Here is a 21,803-nt window from a genome sequence, read left to right as displayed (position 1 = left end):
CCTTGATCGGGCCATTGCTTTATCCCGTGCCGGTGACTCGGAGAGGGACTTGGGCATGCAGCGGCTGATCGATGCATTTATCAATTCGGTGCGGGCGTTTCGCAAACTGGCCGCCCATGAGAAAGCTTTCCAGCAGGAGTTGATGCTGTTGGCGTTGGCCTTGCCAGCCGGATGGTTCGTTTCGGTTTCGTGGCGTGGCTACGGCCTGCTCATCGGCGCGGTGCTGCTCCTGATCATGGTCGAGGTGTTGAACACCGGCATCGAGGCGGCCTGTGATGCGTTCAGCCGTGAGTTCAATGTCGACATCCAATTGGCCAAGGACTGTGGCTCGCTGGCGGTGCTGATTTCGGTGGTCATCGTCGCCGGGGTCTGGGGTATCGCGCTCATCGAGCGGGTCACCGGCTTTCCCATCTGACTTTCCGAGCGGCCATGGCGGCCGGCGGCGTCACTGCTCCCGGCGACGTTCCCGCTTGGCGATGTGGCCGGCGATGAACCAGGCAAGGATCGCTACCGTCAAGCCGATGCCTAGCCCGATGAACAACCGCTCGTGCCGCAATAGCGCCTGACCGATGAAGTGTTCGGCGCCAAGTCCAAAGACATAGCCGATGGTGATGAACAGCGCCGCCCAGATTGCCGATGAGATGGCGTTGAGGATGACAAAGCGCGGCATCGGTATGGTCGAAAGGCCAGCCGCGATGCCGCCGACCAGTCGCATGCCGTAGATATAGCGGTTCGACAGCACGAAGATGTTGGGGTGGGTGTTGAGCAGGCGATAGGCCCGACTGAAACCGGGGCGCCGGCGCAGCCTTTTGACATAGCGATGATCGGCGAAACTGCGCCCAAGGATGAAGAAGCAGGTGTCGCCGGTGAAGGCGCCGAGGGCCGCGGCGACCATGGCATGCCACAGGACGAAGACATGCTGGTGGGCGAAGAAGCCACCAAGAATCGCGGCGCTCTCGCCTTCGGCGACGCAGCCGAGAAAGACCGCAATGAGCCCATATTGCTCGATGAAGTGGTGGATCGCGTCAGTCATGAAGCCGACTGCTGCGGCGTCAGCCTTTCGTCGATGCGCTTGACCGTCTCGGCCAGCCGCACGATCTCGTCGCGCATGCCGATGATCTGGCTGTGGCGCAGTTCGTCGAGCTTTTCATGGAGCGCCATGATCTCGATCTCGGCCTTCAGATTGACCTCGTAATCGTGGGCGGCGTCGATGCGGTCGCGCTCGGTCTGGCGGTTCTGCGCCATCATGATCACCGGCGCCTGCAAGGCGGCGACCATCGACAGCACCAGGTTGAGGAAGATGAACGGGTAGGGGTCGAAGGCGTCGCGCGTCAAAAGCCAGACATTGCCAACGGTCCAGACGGTCAGGAAGGCCAGAAAACCCAGGATGAAGGACCAGGAGCCGCCGATGCGAGCGATCGTATCGGCGAGGCGGTCACCGAAGGTCTGGTGGGAAGCGACCGCCTTGTTGGTGTCCCGCGATATGGTGGTGCGCTCGAGTGTCGATTGCAGCACCCGGCTTTCCAACTGGCTGAGGCCGTCCGGCCGTCGCTTGAGCCAGCGGTTCGCCAGATCGTCGATTGTCTTGTACATGGCCGTCTCCAAGGCTTGCCTGCCATAAGACGTAGAGGCTGCAGGCCCTCACGGGAAGTGTTACATCTGGGGCTAAGGTGAGGAACCCATGACCGATTTCCAGAAAATTCGCCAGCGCGCGGCAAAACGCAAGGGCGGCGAGGCGGAGCTTTCGTCGCTGCTGGGACCCGTGCCCGACAATGCCGCCGTCGCCGATATCGCGGACGACCGCATTCTTTCGACCATGGCTGAGCGCATATTTGCCGCCGGTTTTGTCTGGCGCGTCATCGAACAGAAGTGGCCGGGATTCGAGGAGGCGTTCCTGCACTTCGAGCCGAAGCGGCTGTTGTTCCAGCCTGACGATTTCTGGCACGATCTGGCTTCCGACCAGCGCATCGTGCGCAACCCGCAGAAGATCAAGTCCGTCCGCGACAACGCGGCCTTCGTCGAACGCGTCTCCAAGGAACATGGCGGCTTCGGCGAATTCCTGGCCAACTGGCCTGCCGACGACCAGGTCGGGCTGATGGCCTACCTCGGCAAGCATGGCAGCCGGCTGGGTGGCAATACCGGACAGTATTTCCTACGCTGGCTGGGTTGGGATGCCTTTGTCATTTCGAGCGACATGGCGGCAGCGCTTCGTGACGCGGGCCTCGACATCGCCGAAAGCCCGACCTCGAAGAGGGATCTCGACAAGATCCAGGCCCAGATCAATCAGTGGGTGGCAGACACGAGGCTGCCGCGCCGGCACATTTCGCGCATCCTGGCGATGTCGATCGGCGAGAACCATTCGCCGCAGTCGTTGCGCGAGTATATGGGCGAGGATTGATCGTCGATCGCCTGTCGGCCGAGACGGGATTGACCTCAATCGACCACGTTGGATTGGTCCAAACGAACGCCATTGCGGGGCGAATTCCGCCGCGCTAAGTCAGCAGGCATGACCAAGAAGCCCGACATCCTGCGCATCGCCATCGCCCAGCTCAACCCGACCGTCGGCGATGTCGCCGGCAACCTAGCCAAGGCGCGAGAGGCGAGGGCGGACGCCGCGCGCCAGGGCGCCGATCTCGTGCTCTATACCGAGCTTTTCCTTGCCGGGTATCCGCCGGAGGATCTGGTGCTGAAGCCGGCCTTCCTGAAGACATGCGAGCGGGCGGCGCAGGAGTTTGCCGCCGACACTGCCGATGGCGGCCCTGGCGTCATCATCGGCACGCCCCTGAAGCGCAAGAGCGGCACGCACAATTCGATCATCGTCGCCGATGGCGGCAAGATCATCGCCGAACGCTACAAGCTCGACCTGCCGAACTATGGTGAGTTCGACGAAAAACGTGTCTTCCAGGCCGGGCCGGAACTGCAGGGGCCGGTCAACTTCCGCGGCGTGCGGCTGGGCATTCCGATCTGCGAGGACATCTGGGGTGACGTCGCGGTCTGCGAGACGCTGGCCGAAAGCGGCGCCGAAATGCTGCTGGTGCCAAACGGCTCGCCCTATTATCGCGCCAAGATCGACGTGCGCCATCAGGTCGTCATCAAGCAAGTCATCGAATGCGGCCTGCCGATGATCTACGCCAACCAGCTCGGCGGGCAGGACGAGCTGATCTTCGACGGTGCCTCCTTCGCCATCGGCGCCGACAGGACGCTCGCCTTCCAGATGAGCCAGTTCGAGGACGCGGTCGACGTCACCATCTGGAAACGCCAAGGCGATCATTGGGTCTGTTCGGAAGGGCCGATGTCGAAGATCCCCGAGCGGGAGGAGGCCGACTATCGCGCCTGCATGCTGGGCCTGCGCGACTACGTCAACAAGAACGGCTTCAAGAATGTGGTGCTCGGCCTGTCGGGCGGCATCGATTCGGCGATTTGTGCTGCCCTTGCCGTCGATGCGCTCGGCGAGGAGCGACTGCGCGCGGTGATGATGCCCTACCGCTATACGTCGAAGGATTCGCTGAAGGACGCCGAGGACTGCGCCCGCGCGCTCGGCTGCCGCTACGACATCGTGCCGATCTTCGAGCCGGTCGAAGGTTTTCTGCATACGCTGACGCAGCTTTTCGAAGGCACCAAGGAAGGCATCACCGAGGAAAATCTGCAGAGCCGCGCGCGCGGCACAATCCTGATGGCGATCTCCAACAAGTTCGGCTCGATGGTGGTCACCACGGGCAATAAGAGCGAGATGTCGGTCGGCTACGCCACGCTCTATGGCGACATGAATGGCGGCTTCAATCCGATAAAAGATCTCTACAAGATGCAGGTCTACGCGCTGTCGCGCTGGCGCAACAGCCATGTGCCGCCGGGCGCTCTCGGGCCCTCGGGCGAGGTGATCCCGAAGAACATCATCGACAAGGCGCCGTCGGCGGAACTGCGCGAGAACCAGACCGACCAGGATTCGCTGCCCCCCTATCCGGTGCTGGATGACATCCTCGAATGCCTGGTCGAGAACGAGATGGGCGTCGACGACATCGTCGCGCGCGGCCATGACCGGGCGACGGTGACGCGCGTCGAGCACCTGCTCTATATCGCCGAGTACAAACGCCGGCAGGCGGCGCCGGGCGTGAAGATCACCCGGAAGAATTTCGGCCGCGACCGCCGCTATCCCATCACCAACCGTTTCAGGGACCGCGGGTAAAGCGCAGGTCGTCCTTGTTGCAAAATAACATCAGTGCTTGGACCAGATAGGCTTTTGGGCGGGCCTCGATCTTGGCGATGCATCAGGGCGCCTCTATAAGGGCCGTTCCGCGATACATTTGCGGGAGGTCCGAATGGCAGTATTTCACATGGTAATGCGAGGCCGCGAAGCCTAGGTCTCCTCAGGCGCTCCGCGAAGGTTCACCCTTCGTCTCGGCGCCGGATTGAGCACAGGCCTATGCCGATGCCGATCACCGCCTGATTACGGGCGTGACGCCAAACTATGCCATTCCGCTTCTGGGCAATCGCCAGCTTTTGCGCGGCTTCTTCAATTTTCCGGTATTATGGCGCAAACGCCAGAAGAAGTGAATCCAGCCTGAGCCTACATTTCGGCCATGGATCACAAACCCGCCCTTTACGCCCTGCTCCGCCTTCACGCCGAAATCGGCGGCAGGATCAAAGACAACAAGGCCCAAGCCCTAAAGCTCATCGAAGACATGAAGCATGTCGAGGCTGTGCTTCACATGCTGGAACCGGGCTTCAATGCCCGCACCATCGCGCCGAAGCGTCGGAACAACCCTAACCCGCACTTCAAGCGTGGCCATGTCATACGGGCCGCCCTAGGCGTTCTCAGGGCCGCCACGGCACCAATGAGCGCGGAGGAGATCGGCATAGCCTTGCTGCGCTCCAAGGGCGTTGCGGAGCCTACACGGGCCGAGATTGAGTTGATGTACGGTGCGGTAAGCGCGTCGCTCAAATACAACCGCGACGTGACCGTGCATGAGGGGCGGCCACGGCGCTGGACGCTAGCGAGGGCGCTGTAAGGCTAGATCGTCTTTACGAACTTGGCGACGGCGTCCTTATATCGCTCTAACGGCTCCGAATTTACCTGCGGCTCTGTGTCGTGAACATCATACCGTCCCGGCTTCAAAGCATATAGCGGCATACCATGGTGGGAACAGACGATTGCAACCGAGTGACTATCAGGAACGTCCTCAAAATAAGGGCCGCCATTCGCAAAATAATTTGGTGCGACCTTCTTAAGGGCATCAACACGTCGTCTTATTTCTTCGAACATTGCCCCGAACGCCTTGCTCGCCTTTTTGCTATATTGCGTTGACCTATTGAGAACGACGGAGTGCACATCCGGCAGCTTAATATTGAACTGCTTTGCCTTGCCTGAGAAGTTCGCCGCGCCATAGTCGGCACCCTTCATGACCCCGTACAATAGAGAGCCGACGTTATCGATCGCGCGCGCGGATGAACCATCACTTGAGCAGGGCACAATCAACGCATCGGCGGAAACCATAGATAGCTCGGTATAGGCCGAGAAACTTGGGTTGCAGTCGATAAAAACCATCGTCTCCGGACCAAGTTTCTTCTTGCATTCGTCAACTAGATCGGCCACCCACCCGTGCACATTCTTCCATGTCTCGACCGGCAGAGTTTGGCTACTGATCTGATTAATAACCTGCGCCTGCAATTCAAGACTGGGATCTCCCGCAATCAAATAGATGCCCTTAGGCAGATTTTCGTTGATCAACCTTGCGTCAAGGAGGTAATCGACTTCCTTGCCGGTCTTGGAGTGCGGTGAATTAATACGAGAATCGAAATATCCGCCTATTGTTATTCTGTCCTTGATGTATTTGTCGAGGCGCTCAGACCCGATGCCATTGCCACCTAGAACGATCTCTGACAAGTTCGCTTGCGGACACATATCGACCAGTACCACCGGGATATTCCTGGTGTGAGCGATCTCTGTGGCAAGGACAAATGATAGGAAAGTCTTGCCAACGCCACCCTTGTTATTCCAAACTGCATAACGCATGAATTCCCCGCTGCCATCTGATGGTTTGAGCAAACTAGAATGCTTTTACCACGCGTTGAAGTAGGGCGCTTCGGTTTTCTGGTAATTTTTCCGCCTTTTACGCCGCCTTGCGGCGCTGCCAGTAGCCGGTGAAATCGACCGAAGGCTTACGCTTCAAGGCATTGCCGGCCACGCGTTGGACTTGTTCGCCATTGGTGTTGCGACGGTTGTCTTCGCGCCATGCCGCTTCCTGAGCGTAGCGGAGCAGATAGACGCCAGCGATATGATGATGGTGGCCGACTTCGGCGCGACGCAGCCGGCTGAAATATCCCTCGGCCATATTGGTGCAAGCGCCGTCCGCGCTGTAAGCCTCTTGATGGTTGATGCGCTTCATTTCGAACCGCGAATGCAGGCCATTCCATGACGCCGCTTCGTCGGCGTTGACGACCGTGCCGTCTACGATCCGCGACTTGATCCAATTCAGCGCCGCGCCTTCCGTGCCGAACACTGCCGGCAACGAATTGCCGTTGCGCTCGCGGATGATGATGACGGACTTGCGCTTGCCGTTCTGGTTTTCCAAAAGCCGCCGGTCGATACGGTTTTCCTTGCGGTTGGCCGGTTTCACGTAGCCGCCGAAATAGCCGCCATCGACCTCGGCAACCTTGCCTTCGCCGCCGATGCTGCGACCCTTCATTTCCTCCGCCATCGCTTCGCGCATCTTGTGGCAGAGAACGAAAGCCGCCTTGTAGGACAGGCCCAGGTCGCGAGACATGGCGAGCATGCTCTTGCCCTTGACCTCATTGCAGAAGATCGCAATGGCCGCCAGATAGCCGCGCAGGGGCAGCTTGTGCGAGGCGAAGAGCGTGCCGGAGGTAATGCTGAAATCCTTCTGGCAAGCGCGGCAACGGAAGCGGCTGGCGCCATTCGGGCGGCGGCAATCGTAAGCATCGACGCCGCCGCATGCCGGGCAAACCGGTTCGCCATTCGTCTCAGACCAACGGACCTTGCGGAACACCGTTTCCGCTTCCGCATCGGACATGCGGAAGACCTGAGCGAGGCTCAGGGTCTTTGCTGCCGAAGAGAGGAGGAAATGTTGGGCCACGGTGTTCTCGTTTCTGAGAACACCTTACCGTATGTGGTATCATTGTCAACATGAAATTATCGTATATGATAACCAGTCTCCGAATATGAGATTGGAAACCGCATGACATTCGCAAAGACCGAGAAGGAATGGGCCGAACGTGCCGCGCGTCATCTGAAGGTCGAGCTGAAGCGCGCAGACCTGACATATGACGACCTGGCGGAACGGCTCAAAGCGCACGGCTTCAATGAAACAAAGGCAAGCATCGCCAACAAACTGGCGCGCGCAACTATGTCCGCGCATTTCTTCTTGGCGGCCCTTGCCGCCACTGGCCGTGAGGGCGTAACGCTAGAGGATATCTAGCGGTCGAGGGGCGCAATGCGGGTATGGTTACGCCGGATGGCCGTATTGCTCCTGTTTTGGAGCTATGTCTGGCTCATCACTCTGAACGTTGGATATCTATTCCATCCCCTTGTTCAAGAACAAGGCCAAGGGAATGCCCAGTATGATCAAGCCAGCGGCGCCAGCGACCTTAAGCAGCCACTCGATGAAACCTTCTGGATACGGTTGACGACTGACCCGGTCGCTTTCTTTACGGCTGTCCTTGCCGCGTTCACCATAGTTCTTGGTGGATCCACCGTGCTCCTCTGGCTGGAAACCCGCCGGATTCGCGAGACGGCTGCGGAAGACACTAGAACGCTCCAACGTGCCTACTTGAGCGTAGAACCATATGGCGTGCATGCGCATAACGAACGCGGGCGCGCCCGTCTCCCTGGAGACAAGGGGCCATTCCAATGCGTGGCGCAAATCAAAATATCCAACGCCGGTAACTTGCCCGCCCGAGAAATAAAGTGGCGGATCGAACACGAGTTCAGCATGGATAAGCGACTGGATGACTTCCATCCGGATGAGACTAAATGCGAGGGGCGAAACGTACTTCCGCCTTCCGGGCACATGATTCAGGGCGGCATAGAAATCAACGTTAGGGAAATCGGCAGTACCGACCCGGGCGAATTGTGGGAGGAAACTGATCGTTTCCTGTATGTCTGGGGGATCGTCATCTATGACGACGGTTTTGGGAAAACCAGGCGCACCCAGTTTTGTCACCGCTACAATAGCGTCAACCTTGACTATGTCTGGGTCGACGTGAGGTTGTCCAAGCGAATTTGTATCGGTCGCTTCATAGCGGCCGAATTCGCTAGATATCACCGCTACGGCAATGATGCTGATTAATGCGGCCAATGCCGCTTGCGCCCGCACGGCGCTTCTCCTAGCTCACGGTTCCCTCCTGTGATCTAGGAATAGTGGCTTCGATTGGCCCGTGGCGTTTGCGCCATAATACCGCAATTTTCGACCTTACTGGGATCGGGCTCGTTTGCGCCCGAATGACATCATGGCTCGTTTCAAGATCGATTTGCGCGCGAGCGCCTTTCGCAGCGTTCTGGGTTTCACCTTCATCCATTGGCGGCGCCAGCCCTGGCGGCTTTCGCTGATCATGGGTGGTTTCCTGCTGTCGACGTTGGCAGACGTCCTGACGCCGCTCTATTCCGGCCGGCTGGTCGATGCCGTCGCCAGCAGCGCCGGCGCGGACGCCATTGCCTGGAATGCCGCGATGACGGCGTTCTTCATCCTGATGGCCCTGGCATTGACCGGCGTGGTGCTGCGCAACCTTGCTTTCATGGGCATCGTCGAACTGACGCTGAAGATGATGGCCGAGATCGCCGCCGATGCCTTCCATCGTGTCCAGCGCTTTTCCACCGACTGGCACGCCAACTCGTTTGCCGGCTCGACCGTGCGCAAGGTGACGCGCGGCATGTGGGCGCTAGATCTGCTCAACGACACCATCCTGATCGCGCTACTGCCGTCGGTGGTCATGCTCGTCGGCTCGACGCTGTTGCTTGGCTGGTTCTGGCCGCTGATGGGCGTGGTCGTCGCCGCCGGCTCGGTGCTGTTCATCATGGTGACGGCGATGCTGTCGCTCGGCTATGTCGCGCCGGCGGCACGGCTCGCCAACACCTGGGACACGCGCCTCGGCGGCTCGCTGGCCGACGCGGTGAGCTGCAACGCCGTGGTCAAGGGCTTTGGCGCCGAGGAGCGCGAGGAGCGCCGCCTCGCCAAGGTTGTCGCCAAATGGCGTACGCGCACGCGGCGCACCTGGGTGCGCGGCACCGTCAACGGCACGACGCAAGGGGTGCTGCTGCTGGTCATGCGCGCCGCCGTTATCGGTCTGGCGCTGCTGCTTTGGTCGTGGGGGCAGGCGAGCGCCGGCGACGTCGCTTTCGTGTTGACCTCGTTCTTCGTGCTGCAGGGCTATTTGCGCGATATCGGCACGCATATCCGCAATTTGCAACGCTCGATCAACGACATGGAGGAACTGGTCGATTTCCAGTCCGAACCGCTTGGCATCGAAGACCTGCCCGGCGCCCAGCCGATCCGGATCACACGAGGGGCCATCCACTTCGACAATGTCACCTTTCATTACGGCAGTCACCGGTCGCCGCTCTACCGCGACTTTTCGGTCGATATCGCGCCGGGTGAACGTGTCGGGCTCGTCGGTCACTCGGGTTCGGGCAAGACGACCTTCGTCAAGCTCATCCAGCGGCTCTATGACGTGAATGCCGGCAAGATCCTGATCGACGGCCAGGACATCTCCGAGGTGGCGCAGGCGTCACTGCGCGGGCAGATCGCCATCGTCCAGCAGGAGCCGATCCTGTTCCACCGGTCCCTGGCCGAGAACATCGCCTATGCCAGGCCCAGCGCGACGCAGGAGGAGATCGAGCATGCCGCACGCCTGGCGAGCGCGCATGACTTCATCACCAGCCTGCCGAAAGGCTACGGCACGCTGGTCGGCGAACGCGGGGTCAAACTGTCGGGCGGCGAGCGGCAGCGTGTGGCAATCGCGCGCGCTTTCCTGGCCGATGCGCGCATCCTGATCCTGGACGAGGCGACCTCGAGCCTCGATTCGGAATCGGAGGTGCTGATCCAGCAGGCGATGGAACGCCTGATGGTCGGCCGCACGACTCTGGTCATCGCGCACCGGTTATCGACGGTGCGGGCGCTCGACAGGCTGCTGGTCTTCGACCGCGGCAACATCGTCGAGGAAGGCTCGCATGACGAGCTGATCCGGCTGAAGGGTGGCATCTACCGTCGCCTGTTCGAGCGCCAGGCGCTCGAGCTGACCAAGGGACTGGTCATCTGAATTGGGCGGCCTCCGGTTTCGGCCGGAGGCCATTTCCATCAGGCGCTATCCGCTAGAGTGACCTATGCGCATGCGGCATCCCTAGCTTTGAGACGTCTTGTTTGACGTTGGCCGTGACACGTTGCCTCTACCATTGGTTGTGCTGCATTTACTCAAAAGCAATCCAGAGATGGTACGTGCCTATCCTGGGATCAGATTTGACCAGCGCAGGATTTCGGCTTCACGATGCCTCTTGTTTCCACAAATGCCGAACCGGTGGCTGCGCCGACCGTGCTGGCAACTCAGCACGGCTCGGTTCGACCGCTTGCAGCAGAAGATCTCGAGCGCGTCGCCGCGCTCTTCCTGACGAAGTTTCGTCGCCGGCGCCGTCTCCTCGATCGCGCGATCGCGGAGACGGCCGAGTATATGCGAAAGATCTATCTCGACCCTGCCGGCCCGTCCGGCGCGAACAATGCTCTTGTCCAGATCAACCCGCAGGGCGATCTGGGTGGCTTCCTCGGTGTCCTTAAAGCCCGCTACGAGCTCAACGGAGCGGTGTTGAATGCTGCGATCATCGGACCGCTGATGGCCGATCCCGGCACCGATCACGGCTCGGCTGGACCGCAATTGCTGCGTGCCCTGCATCAAGGCGAATTCGATCTGTATCTGACCGATTCAGCCAACCGGGTATCCCTGGCTTTCGCCCGTCCGATGAAATACCAGCTCCTGCCGGCACATTGTCTGGGGTGGACCCGCATTTTCCGGCCGGCCGCGGTGGCCTCCGCCGTGGTGCGCGGCAAATGGCCGAGCCTGTCTCGCTTCGCGCTCGATCCTTGCGCCAAGGCATTCGACGCCTTTACGAAAAAAAGGTTCGAGCCATCCGTCCAGCATTCCTCGTCACACCGGGTCCATCGCGAGTCTATGGATGCCGCGCAGTTTGCGGAGCGGTTGCCGACCCTGGTGTCCGACTACTCGCTCCGACCGCGTTGGCAGGACGGCGAGCTCCCACGGCTGCTCGCGCTGGCGTCCGAGAAGCGGGCCGATGGCCCGCTTCACTTCGGCGGGACCTACGACGAAGCCGGTAAAATGCTCGGTTGCTACGCTTTCTACGGACAGGCTGGCGGCATGGCGAACCTTTTGCAGATCCAGGCCACTGGATCTCACTGGGGTGCAACGCTGGATGGCCTGATCGCGGACGCGTGGACCATGGGTTGCGCCGGCATCATCGGGCAGACGCAGAGCAGATTCATGCCGCAGCTCTTCAGCTATAAGAATGTTTTCTTCCGCTATGCCGGGGGGACGATGGTGCGCTCGCGCATCCCCGAGGTCACGCAAGCGGTTCGCTCCGGCGATATCTTCATCGGCGGATTGATGGGCGACCGCTGGACCCGCCTCAGCTCCGACGACTTCGGCCGCTGATCGCTTCCAATGATCTGATCTTGTCGGGAGGTCTCGCATTTCCCTCGGTCTTTTCATTGCGCGCGCCATGTTCTATGTCTGCGGCACGGTGCGGGGGCGCATCTTGTCAATCACAAAGGCATCCGGTACGCCCCGCTCATGACAGTTACCGTTCGTTTCGCCCCATCACCGACCGGCCGCATCCACATAGGCAATGCGCGCACCGCTCTGTTCAACTGGCTGTTTGCCCTCAACAACAAGGGCCGCTTCATCCAGCGCTTCGACGACACAGACATCGCCCGCTCGAAGCAGGAATTCGCTGACGCCATCCTCTACGACCTGCATTGGCTGGGCATTTTTCCGGACGCCACCGAATATCAGTCGCGGCGCTTCGAGATTTATGACGCGGCGGTCGAACGGCTGAAGGCGACGGGCGTTCTCTATGCCTGTTACGAAACGCCGGAAGAACTCGATCTCCGGCGCAAGGTGCGCCGCACGCGCGGCTTGCCGCCGGTCTATGGTCGCGAAGCCTTGGCGCTGACACATGAGCAGGTGGCCGAATACCAGGCCGACGGACGCCGGCCGCACTGGCGCTTTCTGCTTCCCAACTTCACCGGGGATGCGCTGCAGCCCGAACGGACCGAGGTCCATTGGAACGATCTGGTGCGTGGCGAGGAAACGGTCGATCTCGCTTCGCTCTCGGATCCGGTGCTGGTGCGCGAGGACGGCACTTATCTCTACACGCTGCCCTCCGTCGTCGACGACATCGAGATGGGCGTCAGCCATGTCATCCGCGGTGACGACCACGTCACCAACACCGGTGTGCAGATCGCGCTGTTCAAGGCGCTGGGCGCCGAGCCGCCTGTCTTCGGCCACCACAATCTCTTGACTACCGTGTCGGGCGAGGGGCTGTCGAAGCGCACCGGGGCGCTCTCCATCGAGAGCCTGCGTGAGGACGGCATCGAGCCGATGGCCGTTGCTTCGCTGGCCGTCCTGGTCGGCACGTCGGAAAATGTCGCGGCCGCGCATGATCTGACCGAGCTCGCTGGCCATTTCGACCCCGCGGCGACCTCGAAATCATCGGCGAAGTTCGATCCGGACGAACTGTTCGTGCTGAACCGCGTGCTGTTGCACCATATGCCGTTCGACGAAGCGCGCGACAGGCTGATGGTGTTGGGCATCTCGGGCGAACAGGCCGAGCCGTTCTGGCTGGCGGTGCGCGGCAATCTCGACCGGCTGGCCGACGCGGCAGGCTGGTGGCGCATCCTGCGCGAGGGGGCACGCGACAGACCGGAATTCTCCGATGATGATCGTGAGTTTCTCGGACAGGCATTCGATCTGCTGCCGGAGGAGCCCTGGAACGGCACGGTCTGGAAGGACTGGACCGGCAAAATCAGGGAAGCGACCGGGCGCAAGGGCAAGGGGCTGTTCATGCCGCTGAGACTTGCCCTTACTGGACTGCCTTCGGGGCCGGAGCTTGCAGATTTATTGCCGCTGATGGGTCGGGAAGGAACGTTGGCCCGACGACCCTGACCTTGCGCTGCTCGGGCGGTACAGCCGACACGGGCGGCGTCACCGGCTTGGCGGAGAGCCGCTTGATGGCCTCCCGGTCGAGCCCGCCTTCCATGTTGGCCAACGTCTCCGGGTCGGCACCCGGATCGGGCTTGGATGCCGGCACGGGAACGAACGTCGCCGCGTCCGTTTCGGGCTGTGACTGTTGCGGGGGCGGCGGGTTGCCGCCAATGATCTGAAAATTCTGCGCGGCATTGCAGCCGCAGGCCGGCGGCCGCGACACGTTGGTCTGTTTGTAGAGATAGGCGGTCGGCAATTCGGCGTAAGGCCTGCCAGTAGCGGACGACGTCATCGAGGCCGAATCGTCGTCCATGCCGCGTGAATAGAAGACCTGCATCTCGGTGCCGGGACAGCTCGATTCGCAATTCTTCTGGTCACGCTCGAAGTCGCCGACCGAGGCGGCGTTCGACATCGGGAAGAAATAGCCGTCGCAGGTGCGCACGCAAGTGGTGTGGAACTCACCGCCGCTGCTCGGGAAGTCGGGAATGCCGGGCTGGTTCAGTATGCGACGGACATTGCGTCCCTCGCCGGAACCCTCTGACTGGTCGAGCGGATCACTCTGCTGGTTGTCGTTGCCGAAAAGCTGGTCGAACAGGTTCGCAGTGCCGTCTTCTTCTCCGCGGTCCGCTTCCTGCAGCGGGTCGCGGCGTGGCGCAACCGTGTCGTCAGGGCAGCCATTGGCATCGAGCGCGGCCAGGATACGGCCACGGTCGCGGCGCGATCCGCCGCCACCGGCGAGTTGGGCACGCTTGGCCTGCAGACCGTCGAGATTGGCATTCATGCGCTCGATGGTGGCGTTGAGCCCGGCGCATCGGTTGACGTTGCGGGAAAACAACGAAAACCCGCAACCGGCGTTGCTTGCCTGGTCGCGGGCCTTAGAGATCTGTTCGCGCTGCCGGTCGATCGCGGCATCGTATTTCCGGATCATGGCCGGACCACCGTCACCGCCACGAGAAGCCGCGGCAAGATCGGCCTCCAGCTGACGGCAGACCCGCGAAGCGGCCTGTGGCTCGGTAATGGTGGCGCCGGACAGCAGCAGGCCGAGCAGCATCGCAGCATGCGCCCGCTTCAACCCTGCGCTTGTCATCCGCCTGCAATCCCGCTTGCCTGTGGTCGACAAGCTACCCCGTTCGCGGTTAATCGTCTATTTCGGATGGTTGTCAGAACTTGTAGTTCATGCCGATCTTAACCGTACTGAACGTGTTGTCGAACTCGGTGTTGCTGCCACCATAGTCGATGGTCTGGTTACGCAGATCGATATAAAGATATTCGAAATTCGCGGACCAATGATCAGTGAATGCCTGCTCCAGCCCTGCGCCGAGGGTCCAGCCAGTTTTGGTGCTCTTCTCTGAAAAGCTATTAAAGGGTCCGTCAAGATACCGGTTTTCGACGCTTCCGTAAGCCAGGCCACCGGTTCCATAGATCAGGGTGCTGTCGAACGCATACCCAGCCTTGCCACGCAGCGTCCCAAACCAATCCACCTTAGTGTCATATGTGTCACCACGGACACCGACATTGATCTCGTCTGAATGTCCCTTGATGTCCGCTCCCGCAATGTCAGCTTCGATGCCGAGAACCAACGAATTGAGCTGGTAGTTATACCCGACCTGAATACCGCCCAAGAAACCATCTATGTCATAGTCCTGGCTGGCTTGAAAACCAGGCGTATTGGGCGAGCTGAAACTCGCGCCGGTCGTTCCAAAACCGTAGCCAATCTGCCCGCCGACATAGACGCCTGACCAGTCGTGGACGGTTGCGGGCTCGGCACTGATGCCGTCGGCGGCGAGAGCCTGACCACCAATCAGCGACAGCAATGTTGATGCAAACAGCAGGCCCTTCATGACGTCCTCACCGTCAGATCAGATGCACAACAATATCAGGTTGGCCTTCCCTGCGAAATCCGCTTCCGTCGGCCGCCGAATTTCCGCAATCGCAAGTTGCCGGTCCGCAACACCCCGGCTTTGCAACGGGCCGGCACAAGACGGCAAGCTGCCCTGTTGGCCAAGGCGAAACGTAGGGATCGGCTTAGTCCAGATTGGCGATCGCTTGCGCCTTGTGCGCGGCCTCCACCACGGCCAGCGCCGTCATGTTGACGACACCGCGCGACGTGACCGACGGCGTCAGTATGTGCGCCGGCTTGTCGGTGCCGAGCAGGATCGGCCCGACATGCAGCGCATCCATCATGGCGCGCAGCGCCGTCAGCGTGATGTTGGCCGAATCGAGGTTCGGGAACACCAGCAGATTGGCTTCGCCCTTCAGCCGCGAATGCGGATAGACACGCTGGCGCAGAGGCTCCGACAAAGCGGAATCGGCATGCATTTCGCCGTCGCACTGCAGTTCCGGCGCGATGCGCGCCAGGATAGCCGCTGCATGCCGCATCTTGAGCGCGCTTGGCGAGTCGCGCGAGCCGAAATCCGAATGTGACAGAAGGGCCGCCTTCGGTTCGATGCCAAAGCGCTGGATTTCCTCGGCCGCCAGCACGGTCATCTCGGCGATCTCCTCGGCCGTAGGGTCGACGGAGACATGGGTGTCGGTGAGGAAAATGATGCCGCGTTGCGAGATCAGCATCGACAGCGTCGACAGGTCATGGTCCTTGATGCCGGCGCGTGGCCCGATGATCAGCGTCACGTTGCGCAGGTGCCGCTCGAAGCGCCCTTCAAGCCCGCAGACCATGGCGTCGGCATCACCGCGCTTCAGCGCCAGGGCGGCGATCACCGTGTTGTCGGTGCGCACCATGGTGCGCGCGGCCTCCGTCGTGACACCGCGCCGGCCGGCGAGTTCGATCAGGAGATCGACGTAGTGGCGGTAGCGCGGATCGTCTTCCGGGTTTATCAGGCCGAAATCGACGCCCGGCCTGATGCGCAGCCCGTAGCGCTTCAGCCTGACCTCGATGACATGCGGACGGCCGATCAGGATCGGCTCGGCGATGCCTTCCTCAAGCACCACCTGGGCGGCGCGCAGCACGCGCTCGTCCTCGCCGTCGGCATAGATGACGCGCTTGGCGCTCGATGCCTTGGCGGATGAGAACACCGGCTTCATCACCAGGCCGGAGCGGAAGACGAAACGGTTGAGCTTGTCGATATAGGCGGCGAAATCGGTGATCGGCCGTGTCGCCACGCCGGTGTCGCAGGCAGCCTTGGCAACGGCCGGCGCGATGCGCAGGATGAGCCTGGGGTCGAAGGGCGAGGGGATGAGGAATTCGGGCCCGAAGATTGGCGTCTCGCCCGAATAGGCGCGCGCGGCGACGTCCGAGGGCTCTTCACGGGCAAGGGCGGCGATGGCCCGCACGGCAGCCATCTTCATTTCTTCGTTGATGGCGCTGGCGCCACAATCAAGCGCGCCCCGGAAGATGTAGGGAAAGCACAGGACATTGTTGACCTGATTGGGAAAATCGGACCGGCCGGTGCAGATCATCGCATCAGGACGCGCCGCGCGTGCCTCTTCCGGCATGATCTCGGGATTGGGGTTGGCCAGCGCCAGGATCAATGGTTTTGGCGCCATGTGCTGCAGCAGTTCCGGCTTCAGGACGCCGGCCGCCGAGAGGCCGAGGAAGACATCGGCGCCGGGAATTACATCGGCCAGCGTGCGCGCCTCGGTGTCCTTCACATAGGGGTCTTTCCAGCGATCCATTTCCTCGACGCGGCCCTTGTAGGCGACGCCGAAACGGTCGGTGACCCAGATATTCTCGACCCGCACGCCGAGCGAAACCAGCAGGTTCAGGCAGGCGAGGGCGGCCGCGCCCGCCCCGGAGGTGACGACCTTGATGTCCGATATGGTCTTGCCGGCGAATTCCAGCCCGTTGAGCACGGCGGCGGCGACAATGATGGCGGTGCCATGCTGGTCGTCGTGGAACACCGGTATGCTCATACGGGCTTTCAGCCTTTCCTCGACCTCGAAGCACTCGGGCGCCTTGATGTCCTCGAGGTTGATGCCGCCGAAAGTGGGTTCGAGAGCGGCGACGGTTTCCACCATGCGCTCGATCTCAGGAGCGTCGATCTCGATGTCGAAGACATCGATGCCGGCGAACTTCTTGAACAGCACCGCCTTGCCTTCCATCACCGGCTTGGAGGCCAGCGGGCCGATATTGCCGAGGCCGAGCACGGCCGAGCCATTAGAGACAACGCCGACCAGGTTGGCGCGTGCCGTATAGTCGGCGGCGGTCGCCGGATTGTCGCGAATCTCCAGGCAAGGGGCCGCCACGCCCGGCGAATAGGCCAGCGCCAGGTCGCGCTGGTTGCCGAGCGGCTTGGTTGCCTGGATTTCGAGTTTTCCCGGGGTCGGGTGCTTGTGGAAGTAGAGGGCGGCTTCGTCGAGGTCCGAACGTGCCGTGTTCTTGTTCTCGCCGCTCATTCCGGCCCTCCCTGCGCTCTGTCTCAAACCCTTCTTAGCATGCGGCCGCGGTTTTTCGAGACGCCAAATGACGCAATCGCGCTTCACATTGGCGAGACAGGAATATCCGATCTATTTCAGCTACTTGGACGGATTTTCTTCGGTTTCGCCATCCAAGGTGATCAGAAGGCGCTGACGTAGAGACCGCCATCGACCGGTATGTTCTGGCCCGTCAGATAGCCGGCATGGACCGAGCACAGGAAGGCGCAGATCTGGCCGAACTCCTCCGGCGTGCCGAGCCGCTTGGCCGGCACGTCGGCGCTGATGCGGGTCTTGCGGGCGGCTGCCGCGGCTGGATCTTCCACGGTGCCGGCTTCATGCGGACCGCGCAGCCGGTCGGTGTCGAGCTTGCCCGGCAGAAGGCTGTTGATGGTGACGTTGCGGTCGATCACCGTTCTCGCCACACCGGCAAGGAACGAGGTCAGGCCGGCGCGCGCGCCCGACGACAGGTCGAGGCCAGGGATAGGGACGTAGACCGACAGCGAGGTGATGTTGACGATGCGGCCAAAGCCGCGCTTCGCCATGCCGTCGACAACGGCCTGCACCAGTTCGATCGGCGTCACCATGTTCTGGGTGACGCCTTCGAGGATCTTCGCGCGATCGAGCTCGCGGAAATCGCGAAGCGGCGGGCCGCCATTGTTGTTGACCAGGATGTCGGGTTCGGGACAGGCGGCGAGCAGCGCCTTCTGCACCTCCGGCTTCGAAACGTCGCCGACGACTTCCGTCACCGTCACGCCATAGCGCTGGCGCAGCTCGGCGGCGGTTTTCGCCACCAGCTCGGCGTTGCGGCCGTTGACGACGATATCGCAACCGGCCTCGGCCAGCGCCATGGCGCAGCCTTTTCCAAGCCCCTTGCTCGAAGCGCAGACGATGGCCTTCTTCCCGCGGATACCGAGATCCATGACGATTTCTCCTGTGATTTGCCCGGCAAGCTAGTCCCTAGGCTGGACCAATCGCAACCGTCATACGGTTGTTGCATGAATCGGGGCATAGGCTGCGCGAAAGCAAGGTGAAATCGCGATGTCAGGCCAAGAGCCCCGCACTTTCCGCAGCATGTTCATTTCCGATGTCCATCTCGGCTCGAAGGCGGCGAAGGCCGAATTCCTGATCGATTTCCTGCGCTACCACGATGCCGACATCATCTATCTGGTCGGTGATATCGTCGACGGCTGGCGGCTGCGGCGGAGCTGGCACTGGCCGCAAAGCCACAATGACGTCGTGCAGAAATTGCTGCGCAAGGCCCGCAAGGGCGCCAACATCACCTATATCGCCGGCAACCACGACGAATTCGCGCGCCAGTTCCAGGGCGTGCATTTCGGCGGCATCGTCGTCGCCGACCGCGCCATCCATGAAACAGCCGACGGCAAGCGCATGCTCGTCATCCATGGCGACCAGTTCGACACCGTCGTCCACAATCAACGCTGGCTCGCCTATCTCGGCGATCATGCCTATGACACGGCGATGATCGTCAACCGCGTGGTGACGCGGTTGCGCCAATTGCTCGGCCTGCCTTACTGGTCGTTCTCGTCCTGGGCCAAGGTCAAGGTCAAGAAAGCCGTCAATTTCATCGGCTCGTTCCAGACCGTGTTGACCGAAGAGGCCCGCCGATCGCATGTCGATGGCGTCATCTGCGGCCATATCCACCATGCCGCGATCGAGAATTTCGATGACGTGCGCTACATCAACACCGGCGACTGGGTGGAAAGCTGCACGGCCGTGGTCGAGCACTTCGATGGCCGGATGGAAATCCTGACCTGGGCGCAGGTGCTGCCGGAGTCGCTGGACGAACCCTTCATCCCGATGCTCATCGATCGGGTCGGGCAGGCGGCCTGAGGGGAAGGCGCGACGTTTTTAACGTTGATCGATTGGTCCAGCCGGTTTCGTCTGGTTTTCCGCCATGTTAAGGGTTCGATCCACGTCGCCGGCCGATCGTACGCGGCGTAATTGGATCGATTCATGTCCCTGCCGCCGCTTTCGCCAGAACAGCTCGTCAAGCCGCGCCATTTCGAACTGCGCATGAGTCTGATTTTCGCGACGTTGTTCGTGTCGCAAGGCACGCATCTGCCCTATTTTCCGCTGTGGCTGCAGGCGAAAGGTTTCGGCGCCGAACAGATCGCCGTGATCCTTGCCGCGCCGATGTTCCTGCGCGTCGTGACGACGCCGATGCTGACGGCACTTGCCGACCGGGCGAAGGACCGCGCCAACGTCTATATCGCGCTGGTCGCGGCAACGATGATCATATCGACCGGCTATTTCCTGCCGGCGACCTATGCGATCGTGCTGGTCGTATCGCTGCTTTTGACGATCGTGTGGACGCCACACTCGCCCATGGCCGATTCGCTGGCGTTGTCCGGGGTGCGCCGCTTCGGCTCGAACTACACCGCTATGCGCAAATGGGGTTCGATCTCCTATCTCTGCGCCAATGTCGTGGGCGGGTTCATCCTGGCGGCGGCTGGAGCCAAAGCCGTGCCGGTGATCATAGTCCTGGCGCTAGCCGCGGCGCTTGGCGCTGCCCTGTTCGCGCCGTGCATGGGGCGGCCGCGCAAGGCCTCGCCGTTGTCGGCGGCGGAAATCCAGCACGCGGCGCCGAGCCTGTTCAACGCCTATTTCCTCTACTTCACCTTTGGCGTCGGCATCATCACCGCCAGCCACGCCTTCCTCTACGGCTTCGTTTCCATCTACTGGAAGTCGATCGGCATCAGCGATTCCGTGGTCGGCCTCCTGTGGGCCTGGGGGGTCGTGTCCGAAGTCTGCATGTTTTTGTTTTTCAATCGTATTTTCGCCTCCGTGTCCGTCGTCAAGGTGATGGCGATCGCCGGCATCGGCTCGATCGTGCGCTGGATAATCTTTCCATTGGTATGGCCGTTCGGCCTGGGCACAGCCGGCTTCTTCGCCGTCCAGTCGCTGCATTCGGTGTCGGTCGCGATGGTGCTGATCGGTCTGCAGAAAATGATCGCCGAGACCGTCTCCGAGGAGCGTACGGGTGCCGCGCAAGGCATCGCCTATTTCTTCAACGGCTTCTTCATGGCTGCCGTCACGCTTGCGTCCGGCCCGCTCTACGACCGTCTCGGCGTCAATGGTTTCTGGGCGATGATCCCGATCGCGATCGTCGGCTTGGCGCTGATCGGATTTGCGGCGCGCTCAGCCCCAAAGCTGCCGGTCCGGGGGGGAAACGAGCGACCCCTGGTAGACGAGACCCGGCACACGGTCGCGGGCAAGTAGCAGCGGACCGTCGAGGTCGACGAAATCGGCGTCCTGGGCGAGCAGCACCGCCGGCGCCATCGCCAGCGACGTGCCGACCATGCAGCCGACCATGATGCCAAACCCCAGTTCGCGGGCGCGGTCACGCAGCAGGAGCGCCGCCGTCAGTCCGCCGGACTTGTCGAGCTTGATGTTGACGGCATCGTAGAGGCCGACCAGTGTTTCAAGGTTCTTCGCCTCATGCACGCTTTCATCGGCGCAGATCGGCAGCGGATGCGCGATGTGGCGCAGGATCTCGTCCTGGCCGGCGGGCAGGGGCTGCTCGACGAGCGCAATGCCTTGCTCCGCGGCAAAGGCGAGATTCGCGACGATGTTATCGTCGGTCCAGCCCTCGTTGGCATCGAGGATGATTCGGCTTCGAGGCGCGGCCTGCCTCACCGCCCGGATGCGGGCGATGTCGTTGTCACCGCCGATCTTGACCTTCAGCAGCGGTCGTCCGGCGTTGGCACGGGCCTGGGCGGCCATCGCCTCGGGTTCGCCCAGCGATAGCGTGTAGGCGGTTTCGAGCGGATGCGGCGAAGCCGGCCAGATCGCGTTCGCCACCGGCTTGCCGCTGATCTTGGCTTCGAGGTCCCACAGGGCGCAATCGACGGCGTTGCGGGCGGCTCCCGCCGGCATGGCGCCGAGCAGGGCGGTGCGGCCGATGCCGCTGGCGACCGGCTCGCGCATGGCCTCTATCGCGGCGTGCACGCCGTCCATGGTCTCGCCGTAGCGTTTGTAGGGAACGCATTCGCCGCGACCGCTATGACCATCCTGGCTGATCGTGCAGGTGATGACCTCGGCCTCGGTCTTGGAGCCGCGCGAAATGGTAAAGGTGCCGGCGATGGGAAAACGTTCCGCCTCAACCGAAATGACACGCGCCATATTTTTCTGCTCCGGCTGTGCGAGATAGGGTTGTCGGCAAATCGACAAGGTCGGACCCATCAGGCTAAACA

Annotated in this window: 20 protein-coding genes; 10 read left to right on the top strand and 10 right to left on the bottom strand. The window is 61.6% G+C overall.

The features are described 5' to 3' along the window. Positions 1-55: 55 nt before the first annotated feature. Positions 56-415 (top strand): diacylglycerol kinase, encoded by a 360-nt coding sequence (locus A3AU_RS0106220; RefSeq protein ID WP_027052020.1) that lies wholly within the window; start codon positions 56-58, stop codon positions 413-415. A gap of 30 nt (positions 416-445) precedes the next feature. Here the strand turns inward: A3AU_RS0106220 and A3AU_RS0106215 are convergent, their stop codons facing one another. Together A3AU_RS0106215 and A3AU_RS0106210 are read right to left on the bottom strand one after the other, a co-directional pair. Continuing rightward, positions 446-1,033, bottom strand: coding sequence for a DedA family protein (locus tag A3AU_RS0106215; protein ID WP_027052019.1), 588 nt, complete (start codon positions 1,031-1,033; stop codon positions 446-448). Then, positions 1,030-1,593 carry a DUF1003 domain-containing protein gene (locus A3AU_RS0106210; RefSeq protein WP_027052018.1) on the bottom strand — a complete coding sequence of 188 codons (564 nt, stop codon included), beginning with the start codon at positions 1,591-1,593 and terminating at the stop codon, positions 1,030-1,032. Before A3AU_RS0106210 ends, A3AU_RS0106215 begins: the two co-directional genes overlap by 4 nt. Before the next feature lie 88 nt (positions 1,594-1,681). Between A3AU_RS0106210 and A3AU_RS0106205 the strand changes: the two genes are divergently transcribed. From A3AU_RS0106205 to A3AU_RS0106190, 3 genes are all read left to right on the top strand, one after another. Next, complete coding sequence (locus A3AU_RS0106205) at positions 1,682-2,398, top strand: DNA-3-methyladenine glycosylase I (RefSeq protein WP_027052017.1); 717 nt, start codon at positions 1,682-1,684, stop codon at positions 2,396-2,398. Between the two features lie 108 nt (positions 2,399-2,506). Then, the gene (locus A3AU_RS0106200) at positions 2,507-4,183 is read left to right on the top strand and encodes an NAD+ synthase (protein ID WP_027052016.1); all 1,677 of its coding nucleotides are present in this window, start codon (positions 2,507-2,509) and stop codon (positions 4,181-4,183) included. 394 nt (positions 4,184-4,577) lie between these two features. Next, the gene (locus A3AU_RS0106190; protein WP_027052015.1) at positions 4,578-5,006 is read left to right on the top strand and encodes a hypothetical protein; all 429 of its coding nucleotides are present in this window, start codon (positions 4,578-4,580) and stop codon (positions 5,004-5,006) included. Between the two features lie 2 nt (positions 5,007-5,008). Here A3AU_RS0106190 and A3AU_RS0106185 read toward each other — a convergent pair whose 3' ends face one another. Together A3AU_RS0106185 and A3AU_RS0106180 are read right to left on the bottom strand one after the other, a co-directional pair. Then, positions 5,009-6,010, bottom strand: coding sequence for a ParA family protein (locus tag A3AU_RS0106185; RefSeq protein WP_051355288.1), 1,002 nt, complete (start codon positions 6,008-6,010; stop codon positions 5,009-5,011). Positions 6,011-6,107: 97 nt separating this feature from the next. After that, a complete protein-coding gene (locus A3AU_RS0106180; RefSeq protein ID WP_027052013.1) occupies positions 6,108-7,091 on the bottom strand; it encodes an IS1595 family transposase in 984 nt (327 codons plus the stop codon). A 102-nt stretch (positions 7,092-7,193) separates the two neighbouring features. Between A3AU_RS0106180 and A3AU_RS0106175 the strand changes: the two genes are divergently transcribed. Continuing rightward, entirely contained in the window at positions 7,194-7,433 is a 240-nt protein-coding gene (locus A3AU_RS0106175; RefSeq protein WP_032916890.1) for a DUF6471 domain-containing protein, read from the top strand. 96 nt (positions 7,434-7,529) lie between these two features. Here A3AU_RS0106175 and A3AU_RS1000000138805 read toward each other — a convergent pair whose 3' ends face one another. Beyond that, on the bottom strand, positions 7,530-8,330 hold the full coding sequence (locus A3AU_RS1000000138805; RefSeq protein ID WP_154674530.1) for a hypothetical protein: 801 nt from the start codon (positions 8,328-8,330) through the stop codon (positions 7,530-7,532). A gap of 133 nt (positions 8,331-8,463) precedes the next feature. On the opposite strand from A3AU_RS1000000138805, the gene A3AU_RS0106165 reads away from it, so the two are divergent. The 3 genes from A3AU_RS0106165 to gltX all read left to right on the top strand — a co-directional run bounded on the left by A3AU_RS0106165 (position 8,464) and on the right by gltX (position 13,179). After that, the gene (locus tag A3AU_RS0106165) at positions 8,464-10,269 is read left to right on the top strand and encodes an ABC transporter ATP-binding protein (protein WP_027052010.1); all 1,806 of its coding nucleotides are present in this window, start codon (positions 8,464-8,466) and stop codon (positions 10,267-10,269) included. Between the two features lie 225 nt (positions 10,270-10,494). Next, complete coding sequence (locus A3AU_RS0106160; protein ID WP_027052009.1) at positions 10,495-11,667, top strand: hypothetical protein; 1,173 nt, start codon at positions 10,495-10,497, stop codon at positions 11,665-11,667. A 138-nt stretch (positions 11,668-11,805) separates the two neighbouring features. Continuing rightward, positions 11,806-13,179: a glutamate--tRNA ligase gene (gene gltX, locus A3AU_RS0106155; RefSeq protein WP_027052008.1), complete on the top strand. Its 1,374-nt coding sequence runs from the start codon at positions 11,806-11,808 to the stop codon at positions 13,177-13,179. Here the strand turns inward: gltX and A3AU_RS0106150 are convergent. The 4 genes from A3AU_RS0106150 to A3AU_RS0106130 all read right to left on the bottom strand — a co-directional run bounded on the left by A3AU_RS0106150 (position 13,097) and on the right by A3AU_RS0106130 (position 18,509). Then, a complete protein-coding gene (locus tag A3AU_RS0106150) occupies positions 13,097-14,305 on the bottom strand; it encodes a DUF2865 domain-containing protein (RefSeq protein WP_027052007.1) in 1,209 nt (402 codons plus the stop codon). The two genes, gltX and A3AU_RS0106150, sit on opposite strands and share 83 nt — an antisense overlap. Positions 14,306-14,378: 73 nt before the next feature. Beyond that, positions 14,379-15,059 (bottom strand): outer membrane protein, encoded by a 681-nt coding sequence (locus A3AU_RS01000000134970; RefSeq protein WP_032916887.1) that lies wholly within the window; start codon positions 15,057-15,059, stop codon positions 14,379-14,381. Positions 15,060-15,243: 184 nt separating this feature from the next. Beyond that, positions 15,244-17,568 carry an NADP-dependent malic enzyme gene (locus A3AU_RS0106140; RefSeq protein WP_027052006.1) on the bottom strand — a complete coding sequence of 775 codons (2,325 nt, stop codon included), beginning with the start codon at positions 17,566-17,568 and terminating at the stop codon, positions 15,244-15,246. Between the two features lie 161 nt (positions 17,569-17,729). After that, entirely contained in the window at positions 17,730-18,509 is a 780-nt protein-coding gene (locus tag A3AU_RS0106130) for an SDR family oxidoreductase (protein ID WP_027052005.1), read from the bottom strand. A gap of 151 nt (positions 18,510-18,660) precedes the next feature. On the opposite strand from A3AU_RS0106130, the gene A3AU_RS0106125 reads away from it, so the two are divergent. Next, a complete protein-coding gene (locus A3AU_RS0106125) occupies positions 18,661-19,440 on the top strand; it encodes a UDP-2,3-diacylglucosamine diphosphatase (RefSeq protein ID WP_032916885.1) in 780 nt (259 codons plus the stop codon). Between the two features lie 123 nt (positions 19,441-19,563). After that, positions 19,564-20,829 (top strand): MFS transporter, encoded by a 1,266-nt coding sequence (locus A3AU_RS0106120; RefSeq protein ID WP_027052003.1) that lies wholly within the window; start codon positions 19,564-19,566, stop codon positions 20,827-20,829. On the opposite strand, the gene dgcA is transcribed toward A3AU_RS0106120, so the two are convergent. Beyond that, entirely contained in the window at positions 20,749-21,732 is a 984-nt protein-coding gene (gene dgcA, locus A3AU_RS0106115) for an N-acetyl-D-Glu racemase DgcA (RefSeq protein WP_027052002.1), read from the bottom strand. The genes A3AU_RS0106120 and dgcA overlap by 81 nt on opposite strands. Between the last annotated feature and the right edge of the window lie 71 nt (positions 21,733-21,803).

Origin of the sequence: Mesorhizobium erdmanii USDA 3471, from assembly GCF_000472705.1 — a bacterium.
GTDB lineage: Bacteria > Pseudomonadota > Alphaproteobacteria > Rhizobiales > Rhizobiaceae > Mesorhizobium > Mesorhizobium erdmanii.
Note: the sequence above shows the minus strand (reverse complement) of the source record. Positions and strands in the feature narration are given on the sequence as shown.